Below are 17,781 nucleotides of genomic sequence, written 5' to 3' on the forward strand. Positions count from 1 at the left end.
GCTCCAAACCGCTAAGCCGCGATCGCTCCTCTCAACCAATCTATTTTTGTTCTTTTTGTTCTGGTTTTTTCCGGCACTCCTGTCTATCTCGTCTATCTTTTTTCTCGTTCTCTTTTTCGCATTGTTTGCGCTCTGCGATTAGTTGTTTGACTCTAGCTTTCACGGCGTTGTGTCGTGTGACTCCCTCGTAGGCGTAGCGGTTATAGCCGTTCTCTTGAATCAGCGTTTCCAGATATTCCACCCGTTCGTTGGTAATGGGGTGCGAGGAGAGCCAACTGAAAGGCATTCTGTCTTTGTCTTCTTTGTCTAGCGTCACCATTAAGTTGCGTAGCCCATCGGCTGCATAACCTGTCGAAGCTAAAATCCGGGTGCCGACAATATCGGCTTGCCGCTCCATGTCTCGGCTATAGTCGAGCACAGCCAAATTGCCGATCGTGCCACCAAACGGGAAGAACTGTGTGGCACTGGAAATCAGATTTCCTTGAGCGACTAACTGAAAGCCATGAGATAGAACCGAATGGGATAACTCATGGGCCAAAAGTCCAGCAAGTTCTGCCTCGGAGTTAGTTTTAGCGATCGCTCCTGCATTGAGAAATACCTTGCCACCGGGCAGGGCAAAGGCATTGAGGCGATCGTCCATAATCACATGAAACTCGTACTTGAAATCTCGTCCTGCAACTGTAGCGATGCGACGACCGATCTCATTGACATAATCCACCACTAGCGGATCATCGATCAGTTCCAACTCTTCTTTGGCATCCTTCGCCACACTCTCGCCGATCGCTGCTTCTCCTCGCATCAACATGGCTGTGGTTTGTACCGCCGATAGAGGGCTAAAAGGATTGCCAGTCAGCACAAGACCTGCCACCCCAGTAATCGCATTGGCGATCGCATTCCCTCTTAGCTCTCGCCGCATGTGGACTCGGAAACGCTCCAGATTCTCCTCAGCCAGTTTGGCGAATTCGGGCGCGGCTGGGTCGTTGGGATTGAGCAAAGCAAATTGACGAGCCGCGATCGAAGCGTCGAGCCATTGTTCGGTTTCGGCCAAAAGCTCGATCTTGGCTTTCAGCAAATCTGGTTGGTTGGGATAAAAGGCGGTCGCTCGTTCCAGAACAGTTAGCGCCTCTGGGGTACGCTGGTCATCTTTAAGCGCTTGGGCGAGTCGCAAGTGTCCGGGCACAAATTGGGGGTGCTGTTCTACCAGCATACTGAGCGGCACGAAGATTCGAGTCTTGAGGTTCTGGGCCATCCCAGCTTCCGACTCACGCCAGTAAACTCGCCCCGCCGGAGACAATTGAGCTGGGTCTAGAATTGGCTCTGGTCGCTGCTTGGCTTCTGTCGCGGCCACTTCTTTGGCAAATGGTGTTTTGGCTTCTCGATAGAGTTTTTCCGCAGCAGGAAACTGACCACCTAAGTAAAGTTGGTCTGCCTCAATCAGCTTTTGTTGTCGCGCTTGTTCTTCAGGGGTAGGGGGTTTCTCAGCTTTCTCTGAGTCAGAATCGCTCGGCTCAGTCTCGCTTGCCTCATCAGTTTTTGGCTCTGACTCCAGCTCTGGTTTTGACTCTGGTTCTACGGAATTATCAGAATTGCTAGTCTTGGGGGGTGATTCCGCTGGGTCTGATGTGGGTGGTTCTGCCTGAGCGGGTTCTGCTGATATTCGCGATGCTGCCGTAGATGGCTCAGGGGTGTTTGGGTTGGCTGGAGTTGAGGATGGCTCGGCAGTGTTGGGGGTGGCGATCGCAGGATCAGAAATGGAGGTGTCTGCCGTTGTAGGGATAGGAACAGCATCTACCACCACATTTTCAGCGATCGCAGGCGACTCCACGGGAACCACCAGCCGATCAGAAACTAAATCAGAAACTTCAAAGGTGGCATTTTCGACAGTAGTAGCAGGCGATCGCGTTGTTGAGGAGGATGAATCGATTACTTCTGCGATCGCAGCCGTTGGTACGACAGGCAACATCAACAAGCTCAACAGCAACACTTGTCGGCGCATCCGACTTTGACCTTTAGCACCTTGATCTCTAGCACCTTTGAGCGATCGCCCAGATCTAGCCACCATGACAACCCCCAACGCTTTGATTAAAGTTTGTGATTCATTCACTATGCTTATTGTGCCAAGTCTAACCGCGACAACCTAGCGATCGCCTCATTTCCTTCACGGCTGCCTTTTTCCGCACAGCTGCCGCTGACTCCTCAGCAAAATATCTATGATTGAACAGAAACCTTAACTTGCCAGTGATATGAACAAGGTCGGAACTTCCTACCTGCTTTGGCTAGGTTGCTTATTTGGGATATCTGGACTACATCGTCTTTACAACGGCAAAATTGCCACAGGCTTATTCTGGATGATGACCTGGGGCCTTTTTGGCGTAGGCCAATTTATTGATCTATTTCTAGTTCCAGACATGGTAGAGGAGCACAACCTTAAATACCGTGCTCGTCTAGGTATGTCGCCTACTGGAGTCCCACTGAGCCAACCTGCTGTCGCAGCTACAGTTCTGAAGCCTAGCCGAGAACAGCTCATGATCAGGCTTTTAGAAGCTGCTGCCGCCAGAGGAGGCAAACTGTCTGTAACGCAAGGGGTGATGGCAACGGGTCTTGGCTTTGCCGAAGTTGAGGCGGTTCTCCAAGAAATGGTAAGAACCGGATATGTTGGCATTGACAACGATCCCGTTACCGGAGTCATCACCTACGATTTCAAAGAACTATAAGCCAGAGGTTAGTTTCGCACCAACCACTTCTGAGCATTCAGCCGTTGGACTGCACCAAGAAGCAATAGATCCAACGTCACCTTCCGCTCATCAATCAAGAACGGCTCCAGGGTACTAGCTTTGTGACCCGTGTCTGAAAAAGAGAAGCCACGCTGACCTTGAATATCGTCCTTAAAGAAGTAGATATTGAACTGTCGTCGTCCGCCTTCCCAGCGGCCCACGATCTGCCAGCAATCTGGGGCATCAGTCAAACCAGAAACTTGCACTTTCTGGTTAACAAAGCTTAGATCCAGGTTTTGCAATCCCTGCTTTTCGAGAGCTGTCTTGAGCGCAGGCAGGTAGTATTGCTCGACAAACTCAGCAAATGGCTTGTCTTCAACAGCGGGTGCTTTTTCTTTCTTGGCTTTGGCAGCAGGAGCAGCATCGTCTCCTTTGGCTTTAGCGGCACCTGCTTTTTTGGCTGCGGCTTTCTCGGTGGAGCCAGGGCCAGGATCAGCTTTGGCTGATTTTGCTGGCTTATCTACTGCTGTTTGCGAATCAACGTCTGGACGCGAGGCTTCAGTAGTGGGTTTTTCTCCAGCCGCATTAGGGTTCACATCAGGGTTGGCTGTTGCTGGATCGGGAGCATTGGCCGAGGGAATATCCGTTGCAACCGCTTCATCGGTGCTGGGCGCATTTTCTTCCGCAACGTCTGGGGCTTGTTGGTCAACCGTGCTAGGAGCGACTTCTCCAGCGTCATTGTGATTGGTGGGTTCTGCCATTACTTCGTCAGTCCTTCACTTAGATCTCAGCAACCGCTCGTTCAATTAAGCGACGAGCCAGGGTTTGCACCCCTGTGTGTTCATAATAATTCGTTGTCATATCCAAGAACGCGCCGAGATAGTCTAACTTGTCATTGGAAATTTCAATGAAGTTTTGCAGTTGACTCACGACGGTCTCAGGAGTTAGGTTACGCGAGGTCACAAAGTTGCTCATCCAGCCTTGGGTGGAAGCAAAACTTTCGTTAATAAAGCCGAGTTGCCCAGCGGGATTGCCCCCTGGAATTAAGCCACCAATTTGCTTAAATACGGGATGCTGGGTTAGTTCACCTGGATTGAGTTGGCTCAGAGCAGACTGGGTTTTCAAAATGAAGTCTGGTCCTAAAGGAATCAAACCATCGAAGCAAACTAGCGCAGCCATCCGCATTAAGGATTCACCACTGTAATCACCCAAAGACGCCACGAAATCACCAATGCTGTCGCCGGGAATGCCGTTGATCTGGCAAAAAGCGACTAATTCAGTCACCAGCTTCAAGCTCAAGTCGATAGTTTGCGCTTTGTCGGCTTTGGGAGTGACGCGATCGAGGAAGGAGAGAAACGAAACTCGTTCGCCGATCTTGTTGGCCAGTGCTGCTGCACCCAGCGCTCCCCCCGCACTATTCACCGTTTGGTAAAGCCACATGGCTCGTTGATAACCTTGGGAGGGGTCGTTATAAAGCTGAATTGCCCGCTCGCCCACTTGTTGAATTACTCCCTCATCTGTTTCCCCCGTGATGGTGCGAATGGTGTTGTCAAAGCCAACCAAGTTCTGCCATTGTCCAGGCACCACAAAGTCTAGGGCTTTGAGGGCATAGACGGTCATGTTATTAGTGGGTAGCTGATCGACTAATTCAAAGATGGGTTTAGCCTGACTCATATCAAAGACTCCTTATTGCTGCGTTTATTAGCCAATGGGTGAGATTTACCCTGATTTTGATGGTTCCCGTTTACTCAAACAGGCTTTAGCTCCGATTTCCGGAGTGATAGTACTTCTGAGGCAGTGCTATTATCTTTTTTGAGCAGTCGTCGGTAAGCTTCTTAACCCGTCAAGATCGAATCTTTGCAACCATGCTTCGCGATCGCTCTTGGTAAAACCTGGATCACGAGAGAGCACTTTGACTTGATAGCGATCGCCCACTAAAACGCTGGTTGCAGTCGTGCCTGTTTCAACGGCTGGATAGCCCGCAATGGTCCTGCTGCTTTGTTGATATTTAGCTGCAGCACTAGGATTACTAGCGGTGTCTGAGATCGCCAGCATTGCTACGTCTTTGCCACCTTGCTTCAGTTTGGCTTCCGCAAAACCTGCTTTTTCTTGGGTGTAGACGCGGTCAAAGCCTGCCCCTGGTTGCGGGAAGAATTTATTGAATTGACCCCCGGAAGTAGGCTTAGCAGCAGTTGTAGTCTTGGTTCCAGTAGATGGCTGCTTCTGAGTCGTTTCTTGCTGCACCTGATCCCAGCGGGAAGGCTCTTCGGGGGCGCAAGCTGTGGTGAGCAACAACAGAGACAAACACAGCCCTGCTAAAATCTGTCGCGTGCGAGGAAAAATCATTGCTAACTCCTGCCATAAAAGGGTTTTAAGGACGCATTCATCCCTATTATGGCGATCGCGTTTGGCTTATTGGAAAACTACAGAGTTTTTGCGAGTTTGGGTGTATTAGTCGGGAAGATACGTAAAGCCTGATCTGGTACCGACAATTGCACATGGGTACCAATTGGTAGATTAATTGCAGTGGTAGTACGAGCGTGTAATTCCTTTCCAGAAGGGGTGCTGAGGCAGTAACAGTACTCTCGACCTAAAAAGTGGCGATCGCGAATCACCACGGCTGCTTCAGGGTCAGCTTCGAGCAATAGATCTTCTTGACGCACCATTAAGTCGCCGCTTTCGCTCTCGAGCCATTCATCAGGTGGCAGCTTAAAATCGCCCACTTCGGTCTGCCAAAGCTGTCCTTGTTGCCGTGCGGCAATAAAGTTGGCTTGGGTAACAAATTCCGCTACAAAGCGAGAAGCGGGATGATGGTAAACCTCCTCTGGTGTGCCGAGCTGCTCCAAATGCCCTTGCTGCATCACCGCGACTTGGTCTGAGATGGCTAACGCCTCTTCCTGGTCATGGGTGACGAACACGCCAGAGATTCCCGCTGATTTCAGCACTTCGCGGATTTCCTCGCGCAGGCGTAAGCGGACTTGCACATCTAGATTACTCAGCGGCTCGTCGAGCAAAATTAAGGCAGGACGGGGAGCCAAGGCCCGCGCCAAAGCCACTCGCTGCTGCTGGCCGCCAGAAAGTTCGTAGGGATAGCGGTTTTCTAGTCCTTGCAATCTGACTTGGGCAATCGCCTCAGCAGTTTTAGCCTTGATTTGCGCCGAGTCTGCGACTTTCTGCAACCCAAAAGCCACATTTTGTGCCACGGTCAGGTGCGGGAACAAGGCAAAATCTTGAAACACCATGCCGACCGATCGCTGCTCTGGGGGTATCCAGGTGCCTGGGCTAGCTACGGTTCTGCCTGCAAGAGCGATCGCTCCTGCCTGCAACGGTTCAAAACCAGCGATCATCCGCAGTAGCGTGGTTTTACCACAACCCGAAGGCCCCAAAAGCGCCAGTAAATCTCCTTGAGCCAGGGTCAGGCTCACGTCCTCTACGGCGGCAGTAGAGCTGGTAGGAAATTGTTTAGTAACGCGGTCAAGTTGCAGAATCACGGGTCGGGTCATGGTCGAGCTAGGCAGAGGAAACATAGATACAGAGCAAACTTAGCGGTGAGCTGTCCTCGCATGGTCTTGCGCCAGAACAAATAAGGTGGAGCCAGCAGACACCAAGAGCATCGCTAGGGAAGCTGCTGCTGCCTCGGCAAAGGAAACATTCTCTGTGGCTTGCCAGATCTGCGTGGCTAATGTCTTAAAGCCAATCGGGGCCAGCAGAAGTGTCGCAGGCAATTCCTTAATTGCAGTTAAAAACACCAACACCGTTCCACTGAGAATGCCCGGACGCACCAGCGGCAGCGTAATTTCTCTCAAGGTTTGCCAGGGGGTGCGACCTAAACTTCTGGCTGACTCTTCCACCTGAGGATTCACTTGCAGTAGCGAACTCCGGACAGTACCGACCGTTTGCGGCAGAAACAAAATCAGATAGGCAAACACCAACAGCGGCAGAGTTTGGTAAATCCAGGGCAAGTAGTTAGCGCCAAAAAAGACCAAAGACAAAGCCACAACAATCCCTGGCAAGCCAAAGCCAATGTAGGAACAACGCTCGATTGCAGTGGTAATTCGTCCCGGAAATCGCACCGACAACACAGCGACAGGCAGAGCAAACAAAATCGCTGCGATCGCTGCCAATCCTGCCGCTGAAATGGAATTGAGGGCCAGGTGCAGCAGATCGGTTAGAGCCAGCATCTCTACTTCAGCCAGCCAGCCCCGCACTAGCCAAAAGATCGTCATGGCAAACGGCAGCACCAAACTCAGCGCTACGATCGCGGCACAAAATAGGAGTGCGGGCCATCTCCACAGCCCTAGCTTGACCAGTTGAGGCGATCGTCTAACCGCAGCGGCTCGGCTGTAGTACTTCGCGCGCGATCGGACTCGGTACTCTAACCACAGAATCGACAGTACCAACCCCACCAGCACCAGCGCCAGCACCGAAGCTGAAGTACGGTCAAAACTGGACTTGTACTGCAAAAAAATTACGCGAGTAAAGGCATCAAACCGCATCAGCGACGGCGTACCAAAATCGCGCAAAGCATACAAAGCGACGAGCAACCCACCTGCCACGATGGAGGGGCGCAGTTGTGGCAGCGTCACTTGCCAGAAAGTGGCCCAAGGGCTACGTCCTAAACTCCGCGCCACTTCTTCTAGGGCGGGATCAATCCCTTGCAAGCCAGCCCGCACGCTCAGTAGCAAGTAAGGATAGGTAAACAGAGTCAGCGCTAACAGGGTTCCGGGCCAGCCATAAATCGAAGGTAGTTCCTGAACGCCCAAAGGTTCCAGCAACAACTGCAAGCCACTCCCCCTAGGCCCAAAAGTTGCTAGCAGCGTAAAGCTACCCACATAACTGGGAATCGCCAATGGCAAAGTGGCTGCGATCAACCACCATCGTCGTCCTGGTAAGTTAGTCCGCAGCGTTAAAAAAGCGATGGGAATGGCAATCAACGCCGATAGCAAAGTCACAGCCGCCGCCATTCCCGCACTATTTAGCAGCACAGTGAGTGTCCGGGGCCGAGACAAGAGCGTCCAAATTTGCTCTGCCCCGATCCCCGAAGTCCGAAACACCAGATAGGCCAAAGGTAAGGCGATCGCGCTCGCGACCATTGCCCCAGCCAAAGTCAAGAACAAAGGTGGCCCGGAAGCCCTCTGCGATCGCCACATCCATCCCTGTAAGAGACGGTGCAGCCCCTTGGAAACCTGCATTCCCTCTAGATCACTCCAGTTGATTGCAGCAGTTTCAAGGTCGCATCCAAGTCACTCAAGCTAGCCAGGTCAATTTTTGGAGTCTGCACCTGATCTAAACTCTTGAGATTACTACTTGCTACCTTGACTCCATCGGCTAGAGGATATTCGCGAGTCTCGGTCGCAAAGTAGTTTTGCGCTTCGTTATCTAACAAGAAGGCAACGAACTTCTGGGCCAGTTCTGGACGCTTGGCACTGTCTAGAATTGCAACGCCCGCAACATTCACCATAGAACCCGCATCACCTGTGAAGTGATGCTCTACAGGAGCACTGGGGTTCTCCACTTTAACGCGCTCTAGATAGTAGTGGTTCACCAAACCTAAAGCGATTTCACCGCGAGACAGGGCTTCCACGATGGGCACATTCTTGGGATAAACCTTGGGTTCATTGGCTTTCATGCCTTCCAGCCATTGCTTCGCCTTCTCTTCCCCTTCTGTAACCCGCAGAGCGGTAACAAAGGCTTGGAACGAACCGTTCGTCGGTGCCCAACCAATTTTGCCCTTCCATTTCGGATCAGTGAGGTCAAAAATCGACTGCGGCAACTCTTCCGCTTTCACCAAATTAGTGTTGTAGTCTACTGTACGAGCGCGTCCTGTGACTCCTACCCATTGCCCAGTCGGGGAGTGAAAGCGATCGTCGACCTTGGCGAGCACAGCATCTGGTAACTTGGTAGTGCGATTGGCTTTTTGTAGCGCCCCCAAAGCTCCTGGATCTTGAGCAAAGAAAACATCCGCCGGACTATTCTTTTGCTCTTCTAAAACTGCGGCCACTAATTCAGCCGTATCGCCATAGCGAACTTGAACTTTAGTACCTGTTTCAGCTTCAAACTTTTTAATTAATTCCCCGACGAGTTTTTCATCTCGACCGCAGTACACTACGAGTTCTTCACCTGTGCCGCTGCTAGCCGCAGTGGTGGCACTCGGAGAGTTAGCAGGAGAGGTTTGAGCATTGGGTGTGGAGGAGTTATTAGAACAAGCGATCGCAACTCCTCCAGTTGTCACCGCCAACCCCAACAGGGACAATAATTTACGACGTTTCACAGAGTTCTCCGTACAAGTTGTAGAATCACTTAATCAAAAAAACTGTCAATAAAAGCAGGAAACGGCTTTTATATTCATCTAACCAGAAAGGGTGCCAATCCATGTGGGTGAATCAGTATGTGACAGTGGAACATCGCGATCGCCCTAGTCAATATTAATGCAAGTAATTCTCAATTCAAAATCAGAGAAGCATCATGAGTTGCAATCAGAAATCTTGATCTGCTGATTTAGCCCTGCCTCTACCCCAAAGTTTGCTGACAATCCTCCGGAAAAGTGCTTAAAACGATCAGCAACTCCTAGAAGAAACCTTCTACAATGAGTGGGATTTACGAACCATGAACGCTTTAGCAAGACTATGCCTCGTCGCGATGACCTCCGCAAGATTTTGTTGATTGGCTCTGGCCCGATTGTGATTGGGCAAGCTAGTGAGTTTGACTACTCAGGAACTCAGGCTTGTAAGGCACTGCGAGATGAAGGCTACGAGGTGGTGCTGGTCAACTCCAACCCAGCCACAATCATGACGGACCCAGACACGGCCGATCGCACCTATATCGAACCACTCACCCCTGAGCTACTAGAGAAAATCATTGCTAAGGAGCGACCCGATGCCTTGCTACCCACGATGGGAGGGCAAACGGCACTGAACTTAGCCGTTACGTTAGCTAAGAACGGTGTTCTAGAGAAGTACGGCGTAGAGTTGATCGGGGCTAAGTTACCTGCGATCGAAAAGGCAGAAGATCGCAAACTCTTTAAAGCAGCGATGGAGAAGATTGGGGTCAGCGTTTGCCCTTCTGGCCTCGCAGAGAACATGACAGAAGCCAAGCAAATCGCGATTCAAATTGGCTCCTATCCATTAATTATTCGTCCCGCTTTCACCCTAGGGGGATCAGGCGGTGGTATTGCCTACAACCAAGAAGAATTCGAGGAGATTTCTCAATCTGGGTTAGATGCCAGCCCTGTCTCTCAAATTCTGATCGAACAATCACTCTTGGGGTGGAAAGAGTACGAGCTAGAAGTGATGCGCGATCTAGCCGATAACGTGGTAATTATCTGCTCCATCGAAAATATTGATCCGATGGGCATCCACACAGGCGACTCGATCACCGTTGCTCCTGCCCAAACTTTAACCGACAAAGAATATCAACGACTGCGGGATGCTTCGATCAAAATCATCCGCGAAATTGGGGTAGAGACGGGTGGATCCAACATCCAGTTCGCCATCCATCCCGAAACAGGCGACTTGGTGGTGATCGAAATGAACCCCCGCGTCTCTCGTAGCTCCGCTCTTGCTTCCAAAGCGACAGGATTCGCGATCGCCAAAATTGCTGCTAAGTTAGCCGTTGGTTACACCTTGGATGAAATCCCCAACGACATCACCAAAAAAACTCCCGCTAGCTTTGAGCCGACGATCGATTATGTCGTCACCAAAATTCCTCGCTTTGCCTTCGAGAAGTTTCCCGGTTCTACTCCTGTCCTCACCACCCAAATGAAGTCTGTGGGTGAGGCAATGGCGATCGGTCGTACCTTCCAAGAGTCTTTCCAAAAAGCACTGCGATCACTAGAAACTGGAAGGGCTGGCTGGGGCTGCGATCGCGCCGAAAAGCTACCTAGCTTAGAGCATATCCGCGCTTCTCTCCGCACTCCCAACCCCGATCGCATCTTTACGGTGCGTCATGCGTTTCAAATGGGCATGACTGTCGCCGAAGTTTACGAGCTAACTGGCATCGATCCCTGGTTCCTCGACAAACTTCAAGAACTGCTAGAAGTAGCCAAGGCGATGAAGCGCAAGTCACTGCAAGAGTTCAGCAAAGAAGAACTTTATGCAGTCAAGCAGCAAGGGTTTAGCGATCGCCAAATTGCCTACGCTACTAAAACCACCGAAGACGAAGTTCGAGCCTATCGTAAGAACCTGGGCATCATTCCGGTCTACAAAACCGTTGATACCTGCGCCGCTGAATTTGAGGCTTACACACCTTACTATTACTCGACCTACGAAGAGGAAACGGAGGTTCTTCCTTCTGATAAACCGAAAGTGATGATTTTGGGCAGTGGTCCTAACCGGATCGGTCAGGGAATCGAGTTCGACTACTGTTGTTGCCATGCCTCCTTTGCTCTAGCCAAAGAAGGGTTTGAGACGATCATGGTTAACTCCAACCCCGAAACCGTTTCCACCGACTACGACACCAGCGATCGCCTCTACTTTGAACCCCTGACCAAAGAAGACGTGATCAACATCATCGAGGCAGAGAATCCCGTCGGCATCATCATCCAGTTCGGTGGTCAAACGCCACTAAAGCTAGCTGTTCCCCTTCAGGAATATTTGAAGCAGCGGCAGGATGCGAGTGATACAGCCAATTCAGAGTCCATCCCTAAAATTTGGGGCACCTCCCCCGACTCCATCGACGTGGCTGAAGATCGGGAGCGCTTCGAGAAAATTCTCCGCGAACTGGATATTCATCAACCACCCAACGGTCTGGCTCGCAGCTACGATGAAGCCCTGTCCGTTGCCCGTCAAATCGATTACCCCGTCGTCGTGCGTCCGAGTTACGTGCTGGGCGGTCGAGCAATGGAGATTGTTTACTCCGATGCTGATCTAGAGCGCTACATGACCTATGCCGTTCAGGTCGAACCTGATCACCCCATCTTGATCGATAAGTTCTTAGAGAATGCGATCGAAATAGATGTGGATGCGATCGCCGACCAAACCGGACAAGTGGTAATTGGCGGCATCATGGAGCACATTGAGCAAGCGGGCATTCATTCCGGCGACTCTGCTTGTTCTCTGCCCACTACTTCCCTCACTCCCGCAGCCCTCGACACCATTCGCACTTGGACCGTGCAATTGGCCAAAGCGCTGAATGTAGTGGGGCTAATGAACATTCAGTTTGCGGTCCAAGGGGAGCAAGTTTATATCATTGAAGCAAACCCTCGTGCCTCACGTACTGTTCCTTTTGTATCCAAGGCGATTGGTTTACCTCTAGCCAAGCTTGCGGCTCGCATCATGTCAGGTCAAACCCTAGAGTCAATCGGGTTTACAGAGGAGGTGATTCCTCAACATCTCTCTGTGAAGGAAGCCGTACTGCCCTTTGATAAATTTCCTGGTACAGATACCATTCTGGGGCCAGAAATGCGCTCTACAGGTGAGGTGATGGGTATTGATACAGACTTTGGCAAAGCCTTTGCTAAAGCGGCTCTCGCAGCGGGTCAGCGTCTCCCTCTGTCTGGAACTGTATTTGTCTCTATGAGCGATCGCGACAAAACCGCCGTTGTACCCGTTGTCCGTGACCTGATTGACATCGGCTTCCAAGTCGTGGCAACCGATGGAACTCGCAATGTCTTACGGGAGCATGGTCTAGAGGTTGAGTTAGTGCTGAAGCTGCATGAAGGACGGCCTCACGTGCTGGATTCAATTAAAAATGAGAAAATCCAACTCATTCTTAACACTCCCTCAGGCGAAGAAGCCCAAACCGATGCCCGTCTGATTCGCCGTAGTGCTTTGTCTTACAAGATTCCCATCATCACCACGATCGCTGGAGCCAAAGCTACTGCCGCCGCGATTCGCTCTTTACAATCTCAACCGCTAGACGTGAAAGCTCTACAGGACTACATAGCCTAGTTGGCCCATAGCCCCTATCCTGAAGCCTAGCAGTTGAATTCCCTAGGATAAAAGAAGAGTTATACTCCTCATCTTTTAATGGATGGGGAGTATTTTTTGTTGTAGATGCCCCCATAGAGCATTTACGATTTTTTCAGATATGCATTACGATAAGTTACCTTCGCCATACACCAGCCCCTAACCGCTAACTTAGGAACGGATGGCGATCTTTAAAGTTGAAAGCTGCCACAAAAGCACCGATGCCTTGAAGCTGTGGTTGATTTATGAGAGCTTCGGTCGTGAGCAGAAAATCTTAAAACAAGTTAACAATTCCTGGTCAATTCCAGAATTGCAGGGTTAATGATATTCACTGAATTTTGTTGCTCAGGATGCATTCGTGTTGCCGATTCGCGGGTACTCTAACGGTACATTCCCCGAAAGCCCAAAATTCAGTCTGAGGAGGTATGCCCAATCTTTTCTCAGAAATGTTACGATTGTTAACATTAAAACCCCTAAAATATTAAGGCCTTAGGCTTCTTATGTTGACAGACACAAACCTCTTAGTCGAAATTGCTATTTCTATCAGCTTGGGAATCGGGTTGGCTGCGTTAAGCTTACGTTCCAGCTCAGAAGCTCCTGAATACTCTGCGATTCCTATTCCTGTTAAACCTAACCGGAAGCCGTAAGTTCATCTTGGTCTAGCTGAATTTGTCCCTTGTGTATATTGCCGGCTATTTTTAGCCGGTATCCTCTATTTGCCCCTCGTGTCATCGTCAATCTAAGACTCAGCGCCATGAAAACTGCTCAGACTTCTACCGATCCCGTACGCGCTTACCTCCGAGAAATTGGTCGTGTTCCGCTACTGACCCATGAGCAGGAAATCCTTTATGGAAAGCAGGTCCAGCGTGTAGCAGTGCTTTATGAAATTCAAGAAGCTTTGGCTGAACGCTTAGGCCATGAACCAAGCTTCGTGGAATGGGCAGAGCAAGCCAAAATCTCTGAAAGCGAACTCAATCAGGCGATCGAGGAAGGAGAAACCGCAAAACGCAAGATGGTAGAAGCCAATCTGCGCCTAGTTGTATCTGTTGCAAAGAAGTACATTAAGCGCAATGTTGACTTATTGGATTTAATTCAGGAAGGCACGATCGGAATGCAACGTGGCGTTGAGAAGTTCGACCCTTCCAAGGGCTATCGTTTCTCTACTTATGCTTACTGGTGGATTCGCCAAGCGATTACCCGAGCGATCGCGGAAAAAGGCAGAACCATTCGTTTGCCTATTCACATCACAGAAAAACTCAACAAGATTAAGAAAGCCCAGCGACAACTGGCTCAAAAGCTCGGTAGAGCCGCAACCGCTGGGGAACTAGCAGACGAACTCGAACTCACGCCCCGCCAAGTTCGAGATTATTTGGAGCGGGCACGGCAACCGCTATCTCTGGATCTGCGAGTGGGTGACAACCAAGATACTGAACTGGGTGAGCTACTCGAAGACACCGGACCTTCTCCAGAGGACTTTGCGGCTCAATCTTCTCTGCGAGCAGATTTAGAGCGGTTGATGGCTGACCTCACACCTCAGCAGCAGCAAGTCTTAGCCTTACGGTTCGGCCTGGAAGATGGCAAATCCATGACTCTCGCTAAGATTGGCGATCGCCTGAACATCAGTCGAGAGCGGGTGCGTCAGATTGAGCGGGAAGCTCTAACCAAGCTGCGTAAGCGCAAAGCTGACATGCGGGAATACATTGCTAGTTAACCGCCTGTTAGCCTATAGTCTCTAGAGCGGGACAACCCATCGTCTTTGGTTCGGTTCTACCTACTGCCTGACTTCACTACTCCTGTTAGATTGGATTGTAGAAACTTGTAGAAACGTTAACAGTCAAATAACTTAGATAATTAAGCATCTCCTGCTTAATGTCGAGGCTGTTAAGTTCTACTGTCAGGAGGTCCAAGTTGAATAACTCATCTAACCCATTTCCAGAAGTTTTTGGAAGCAGCACCGAGTCTAGTGACTTGCTGTGGCGTTACGTGCAAGCGATGAGCCCCGAAACGGTCTCACAACTTTCCAAACCAACCTCGCCTGATGTCTTGCAGGTCATGGAGCGCAATGTCATTGGATTGTTGGGAGGTTTACCTTCAGAACATTTTGAAGTAGAGATCACTACAAGTCGTGAGCACTTAGGTCGTCTTCTAGCCTCCGCTATGATTAGTGGTTACTTCCTCCGCAATGCTGAGCAGCGGATGGCCTTTGAAAAATCTTTGCTTGCTTCTGAAACCTATACTTCTGACGCTGAGTAGGTAGACCACCAGGATTGCCCGTGTCCGCAGTTAACAATAAATCCATTCAACAGAACTCGGTAAATTGGGAAATCAGTTTGCCGAGTTCTGCTGTATTAGAGTTACGGCGATCGCTTTTGGATTGGTATCACCAATTTGGCCGTGACTTACCTTGGCGGCGCAATCGAGATCCGTATGCCATTTGGATCTCAGAGATCATGTTGCAGCAAACCCAAGTCAAAACGGTGATTCCCTACTATGAGCGTTGGTTAACTTTATTTCCAGCCATTGCCACCTTAGCAACCGCTGAACAGCAACAAGTGCTAAAAGCATGGCAAGGTTTAGGATATTATGCTCGCGCTCGCAACTTACACCGAGCTGCCAAGGTGATTGTTGAACAGCACGGCGCTACTTTTCCCCAAGATTTAGCAGCCGTTCTAAACCTCCCTGGCATTGGCCGTACCACCGCTGGCGGGATTTTGAGTGCCGCTTTTAATCAAGCAGTGGCTATTTTGGATGGTAATGTGAAACGAGTGCTAACTCGTTTGGCGGCAATAGAGGTTCCTCCATCAAAGGCAAGCAAACAACTCTGGGAACTCTCTGAGAATCTCCTTGATCCGGAGCAACCTAGAGATTTCAATCAAGCCTTAATGGATTTAGGCGCGACGCTTTGTACTCCGCAAAATCCTGCTTGCCTGATTTGTCCTTGGAGCACTCACTGCCGAGCTTATCAATTCAATCTGCAATCTGAACTACCCATGTTTGAAACTCGCGCCCCTATTCCTCACAAGCTGATCGGTGTTGCCGTGATCTGGAATGACGAGGGCCAAATCCTCATCGATCGCCGCCGTCAAGAAGGATTATTAGGTGGCTTGTGGGAATTTCCTGGCGGTAAGGTTGAGCCCGGGGAAACCGTAGAAGCCTGCATTCAGCGAGAAATTCAAGAAGAGTTGGGCATTGAGGTAACCGTGGGCGATCGCTTGATCACCGTTGACCATGCCTACACCCACTTCCGCGTCACTTTAAATGTGCATCATTGCCGCCACGTCAGCGGGGCTCCACAACCGATTGAATGCGATGAAGTCCGCTGGGTGACTTTGGCAGAAATTGATCAGTTTCCCTTCCCAAAGGCAAATGTGCAAATCATTGAGGCATTGCGCCAAGCAAGCAACGTTTAACTCATTCACATTCAACCCAATTAGAATCGGAGAAGGGCGATCGCATTACTGAAAGCCCTTGGTCGATTTCTTTTTGCCTTTGTCTTTCGCCTTAGACTTACCTACTTCAGCTAGCGCCTCTTGAAACAGATCATGTAAATGCACAGGTACGCTCGCAACTTCTGGTAAATCAGGCTCAAGTGGCTTATCAAACTCTTGCAGCAATCCAGGCAAATCTTGATCTAATTGAAACTCTGGCCGCTGTAACACCGTTTGCAGCAAACTCTCTAATTGCCTAGGATATTTCTCAGCCAAACGATACCAGACATAAGCATTGATCTCTGGGCTCTCCAAGTATCGGCGCACCAGCTTCTCAGCATTGTCAGCACTACTCAGATTATCAGCTATCAATAAGCTTTCAAATCGATGGTAGGTTGGTAGAAACATTTGACCCCAGCGAGGATGGGCTAATACTGTCACCTTTTCTGCTTTCTTTAGTTCAGCAGGTAGCTCAACCTTAGGCATCACCATTTTCATGGCTTGTGTACTTTCCATGACTTTAGCTACAGCCTTGGCATCCGCTCCTGCTGCCTCTGCTACCAACTCCATTTCAGCTGAGTCTACTCCTGCTTCCGCAGCTATTTGCGCGAGAGACTTAGAATCATCAATGCCAGCATCAGCCAGACGTTGTTGTGTCACCTTCTCCTGCATCTCAGCAATTTTCTTACTGAGTTCATAACCAGACATTGTGACTTCATCACTACCAAAGAAGTTCAAAAAATCCTGATGATATTGTTCTACCGATTGCCAAGATTGCTCTAATAATTCTGGTGCATCACTATAGAGAGCATGTTTATAATCTTGCTTAAAGTTACCGATCGCCACTGCCAACTTGGGTTTACCTAATTTCCCCATTGGAATACAAGGCCCAGAAAACATCCACTCTGTTTCAGTCAGAGGAGAAATTCGAGCTAACAAAATATCCCCAAATTGGAAACGAGACATCTCTTGTTTTGTCGCCTCATTATTAGGCTTAACTACATAAGGCTTGGCAGTTAGCCAATTCATCAGCTCAAACCCATCGACAAGAGTCTGCCTAATTTCAAACAATCCAATAAAGCTGTGATGCCAACTTGAAAGCAGGGCGCGATCGCTCTCTGACAACTCCGCTTGATCTTCCAAAAACAAATCAAGCGGAGTTTTATCCTCAACCTTACCCTCGGTCAAAAATGTATCTAACCACAAATTTCTCTGATTAATATCAGGTTGTTGACTGCGTAAATGCTCAGCACTATACACTTCCAGTGCTCGCGCCAACTCCCCTTCCGCTTCCAGGACAAATTCAATCAACGCTTGCTTTAAATCTTTCGCTCGTTCCAGAATGGCATCCACGGTCGTATCTCCCATAAACGATGCCACAATAAGCTTTTCAGCTACTGAGCGTCAAACACCTTTCGGTAGAAACTGTTAGAGGAGAGTAGGCAGGTATATTGAGGTTTCACGTCAAGAATAATCGCATCATCCTACGTACTGTCAGTTCCCTAGGTAATTTACATCCCTATTTAGGGATCGCAATCAACAATATGTACAGAGACAAAACAGAAAAGAGAGAGAGGAGTGCCTAGGCACTCCTCTCTCTCTTTTCTGTTTTTGATTATTGCCCTGGCATCGAGCTATTGTCCCGTGGGGCTGCCCCCAAAGTATCGTCGCCGCTACAGCGTTTCACCTCTGAGTTCGGGATGGGTCAGTGTGGTTCCACCGTGCCATGAACAC

Annotated in this window: 14 protein-coding genes and 1 rRNA gene; 6 read left to right on the forward strand and 9 right to left on the reverse strand. The window is 49.8% G+C overall.

Annotated features, from left to right (window positions below; translation table 11 throughout):
- Positions 1 to 40: 40 nt before the first annotated feature.
- A complete protein-coding gene (locus H6F72_RS31190; RefSeq protein WP_370527541.1) occupies positions 41 to 2,104 on the reverse strand; it encodes a M48 family metalloprotease in 2,064 nt (687 codons plus the stop codon).
- Between the two features lie 139 nt (positions 2,105 to 2,243).
- On the opposite strand from H6F72_RS31190, the gene H6F72_RS20145 reads away from it, so the two are divergent.
- Positions 2,244 to 2,714 (forward strand): NINE protein, encoded by a 471-nt coding sequence (locus H6F72_RS20145; RefSeq protein ID WP_190439791.1) that lies wholly within the window; start codon positions 2,244 to 2,246, stop codon positions 2,712 to 2,714.
- Positions 2,715 to 2,722: 8 nt separating this feature from the next.
- Here H6F72_RS20145 and H6F72_RS20150 read toward each other — a convergent pair whose 3' ends face one another.
- The 6 genes from H6F72_RS20150 to H6F72_RS20175 form a co-directional block, all read right to left on the reverse strand.
- On the reverse strand, positions 2,723 to 3,475 hold the full coding sequence (locus H6F72_RS20150; RefSeq protein ID WP_190439793.1) for a DUF2996 domain-containing protein: 753 nt from the start codon (positions 3,473 to 3,475) through the stop codon (positions 2,723 to 2,725).
- 19 nt (positions 3,476 to 3,494) lie between these two features.
- Complete coding sequence (locus H6F72_RS20155; RefSeq protein ID WP_190439795.1) at positions 3,495 to 4,388, reverse strand: hypothetical protein; 894 nt, start codon at positions 4,386 to 4,388, stop codon at positions 3,495 to 3,497.
- A 129-nt stretch (positions 4,389 to 4,517) separates the two neighbouring features.
- A complete protein-coding gene (locus H6F72_RS20160) occupies positions 4,518 to 5,060 on the reverse strand; it encodes a hypothetical protein (protein WP_190439797.1) in 543 nt (180 codons plus the stop codon).
- 77 nt (positions 5,061 to 5,137) lie between these two features.
- The gene (locus tag H6F72_RS20165; RefSeq protein ID WP_190439924.1) at positions 5,138 to 6,217 is read right to left on the reverse strand and encodes an ABC transporter ATP-binding protein; all 1,080 of its coding nucleotides are present in this window, start codon (positions 6,215 to 6,217) and stop codon (positions 5,138 to 5,140) included.
- Between the two features lie 39 nt (positions 6,218 to 6,256).
- A complete protein-coding gene (locus tag H6F72_RS20170; protein ID WP_199299186.1) occupies positions 6,257 to 7,906 on the reverse strand; it encodes an iron ABC transporter permease in 1,650 nt (549 codons plus the stop codon).
- Positions 7,907 to 7,911: 5 nt separating this feature from the next.
- The gene (locus H6F72_RS20175) at positions 7,912 to 8,985 is read right to left on the reverse strand and encodes an iron ABC transporter substrate-binding protein (RefSeq protein WP_190439799.1); all 1,074 of its coding nucleotides are present in this window, start codon (positions 8,983 to 8,985) and stop codon (positions 7,912 to 7,914) included.
- A 355-nt stretch (positions 8,986 to 9,340) separates the two neighbouring features.
- Between H6F72_RS20175 and carB the strand changes: the two genes are divergently transcribed.
- From carB to mutY, 5 genes are all read left to right on the forward strand, one after another.
- Complete coding sequence (gene carB / locus H6F72_RS20180; RefSeq protein WP_190439814.1) at positions 9,341 to 12,601, forward strand: carbamoyl-phosphate synthase large subunit; 3,261 nt, start codon at positions 9,341 to 9,343, stop codon at positions 12,599 to 12,601.
- Positions 12,602 to 12,800: 199 nt separating this feature from the next.
- Positions 12,801 to 12,941, forward strand: a complete 141-nt coding sequence (locus H6F72_RS20185) for a hypothetical protein (protein ID WP_190439817.1) — start codon at positions 12,801 to 12,803, stop codon at positions 12,939 to 12,941.
- Positions 12,942 to 13,373: 432 nt separating this feature from the next.
- Complete coding sequence (locus tag H6F72_RS20190; RefSeq protein ID WP_190439820.1) at positions 13,374 to 14,330, forward strand: RNA polymerase sigma factor, RpoD/SigA family; 957 nt, start codon at positions 13,374 to 13,376, stop codon at positions 14,328 to 14,330.
- A gap of 197 nt (positions 14,331 to 14,527) precedes the next feature.
- Positions 14,528 to 14,872: a DUF760 domain-containing protein gene (locus H6F72_RS20195; RefSeq protein WP_242017027.1), complete on the forward strand. Its 345-nt coding sequence runs from the start codon at positions 14,528 to 14,530 to the stop codon at positions 14,870 to 14,872.
- 20 nt (positions 14,873 to 14,892) lie between these two features.
- Positions 14,893 to 16,029 (forward strand): A/G-specific adenine glycosylase, encoded by a 1,137-nt coding sequence (gene mutY / locus H6F72_RS20200; protein WP_190439826.1) that lies wholly within the window; start codon positions 14,893 to 14,895, stop codon positions 16,027 to 16,029.
- 45 nt (positions 16,030 to 16,074) lie between these two features.
- On the opposite strand, the gene H6F72_RS20205 is transcribed toward mutY, so the two are convergent.
- Together H6F72_RS20205 and rrf are read right to left on the reverse strand one after the other, a co-directional pair.
- Positions 16,075 to 17,427, reverse strand: coding sequence for a hypothetical protein (locus tag H6F72_RS20205; protein ID WP_370527542.1), 1,353 nt, complete (start codon positions 17,425 to 17,427; stop codon positions 16,075 to 16,077).
- 241 nt (positions 17,428 to 17,668) lie between these two features.
- Positions 17,669 to 17,781 (reverse strand): 5S ribosomal RNA (gene rrf / locus H6F72_RS20210); the annotation flags it as partial.

Source organism: Trichocoleus sp. FACHB-46 (assembly GCF_014695385.1).
GTDB lineage: Bacteria > Cyanobacteriota > Cyanobacteriia > FACHB-46 > FACHB-46 > Trichocoleus.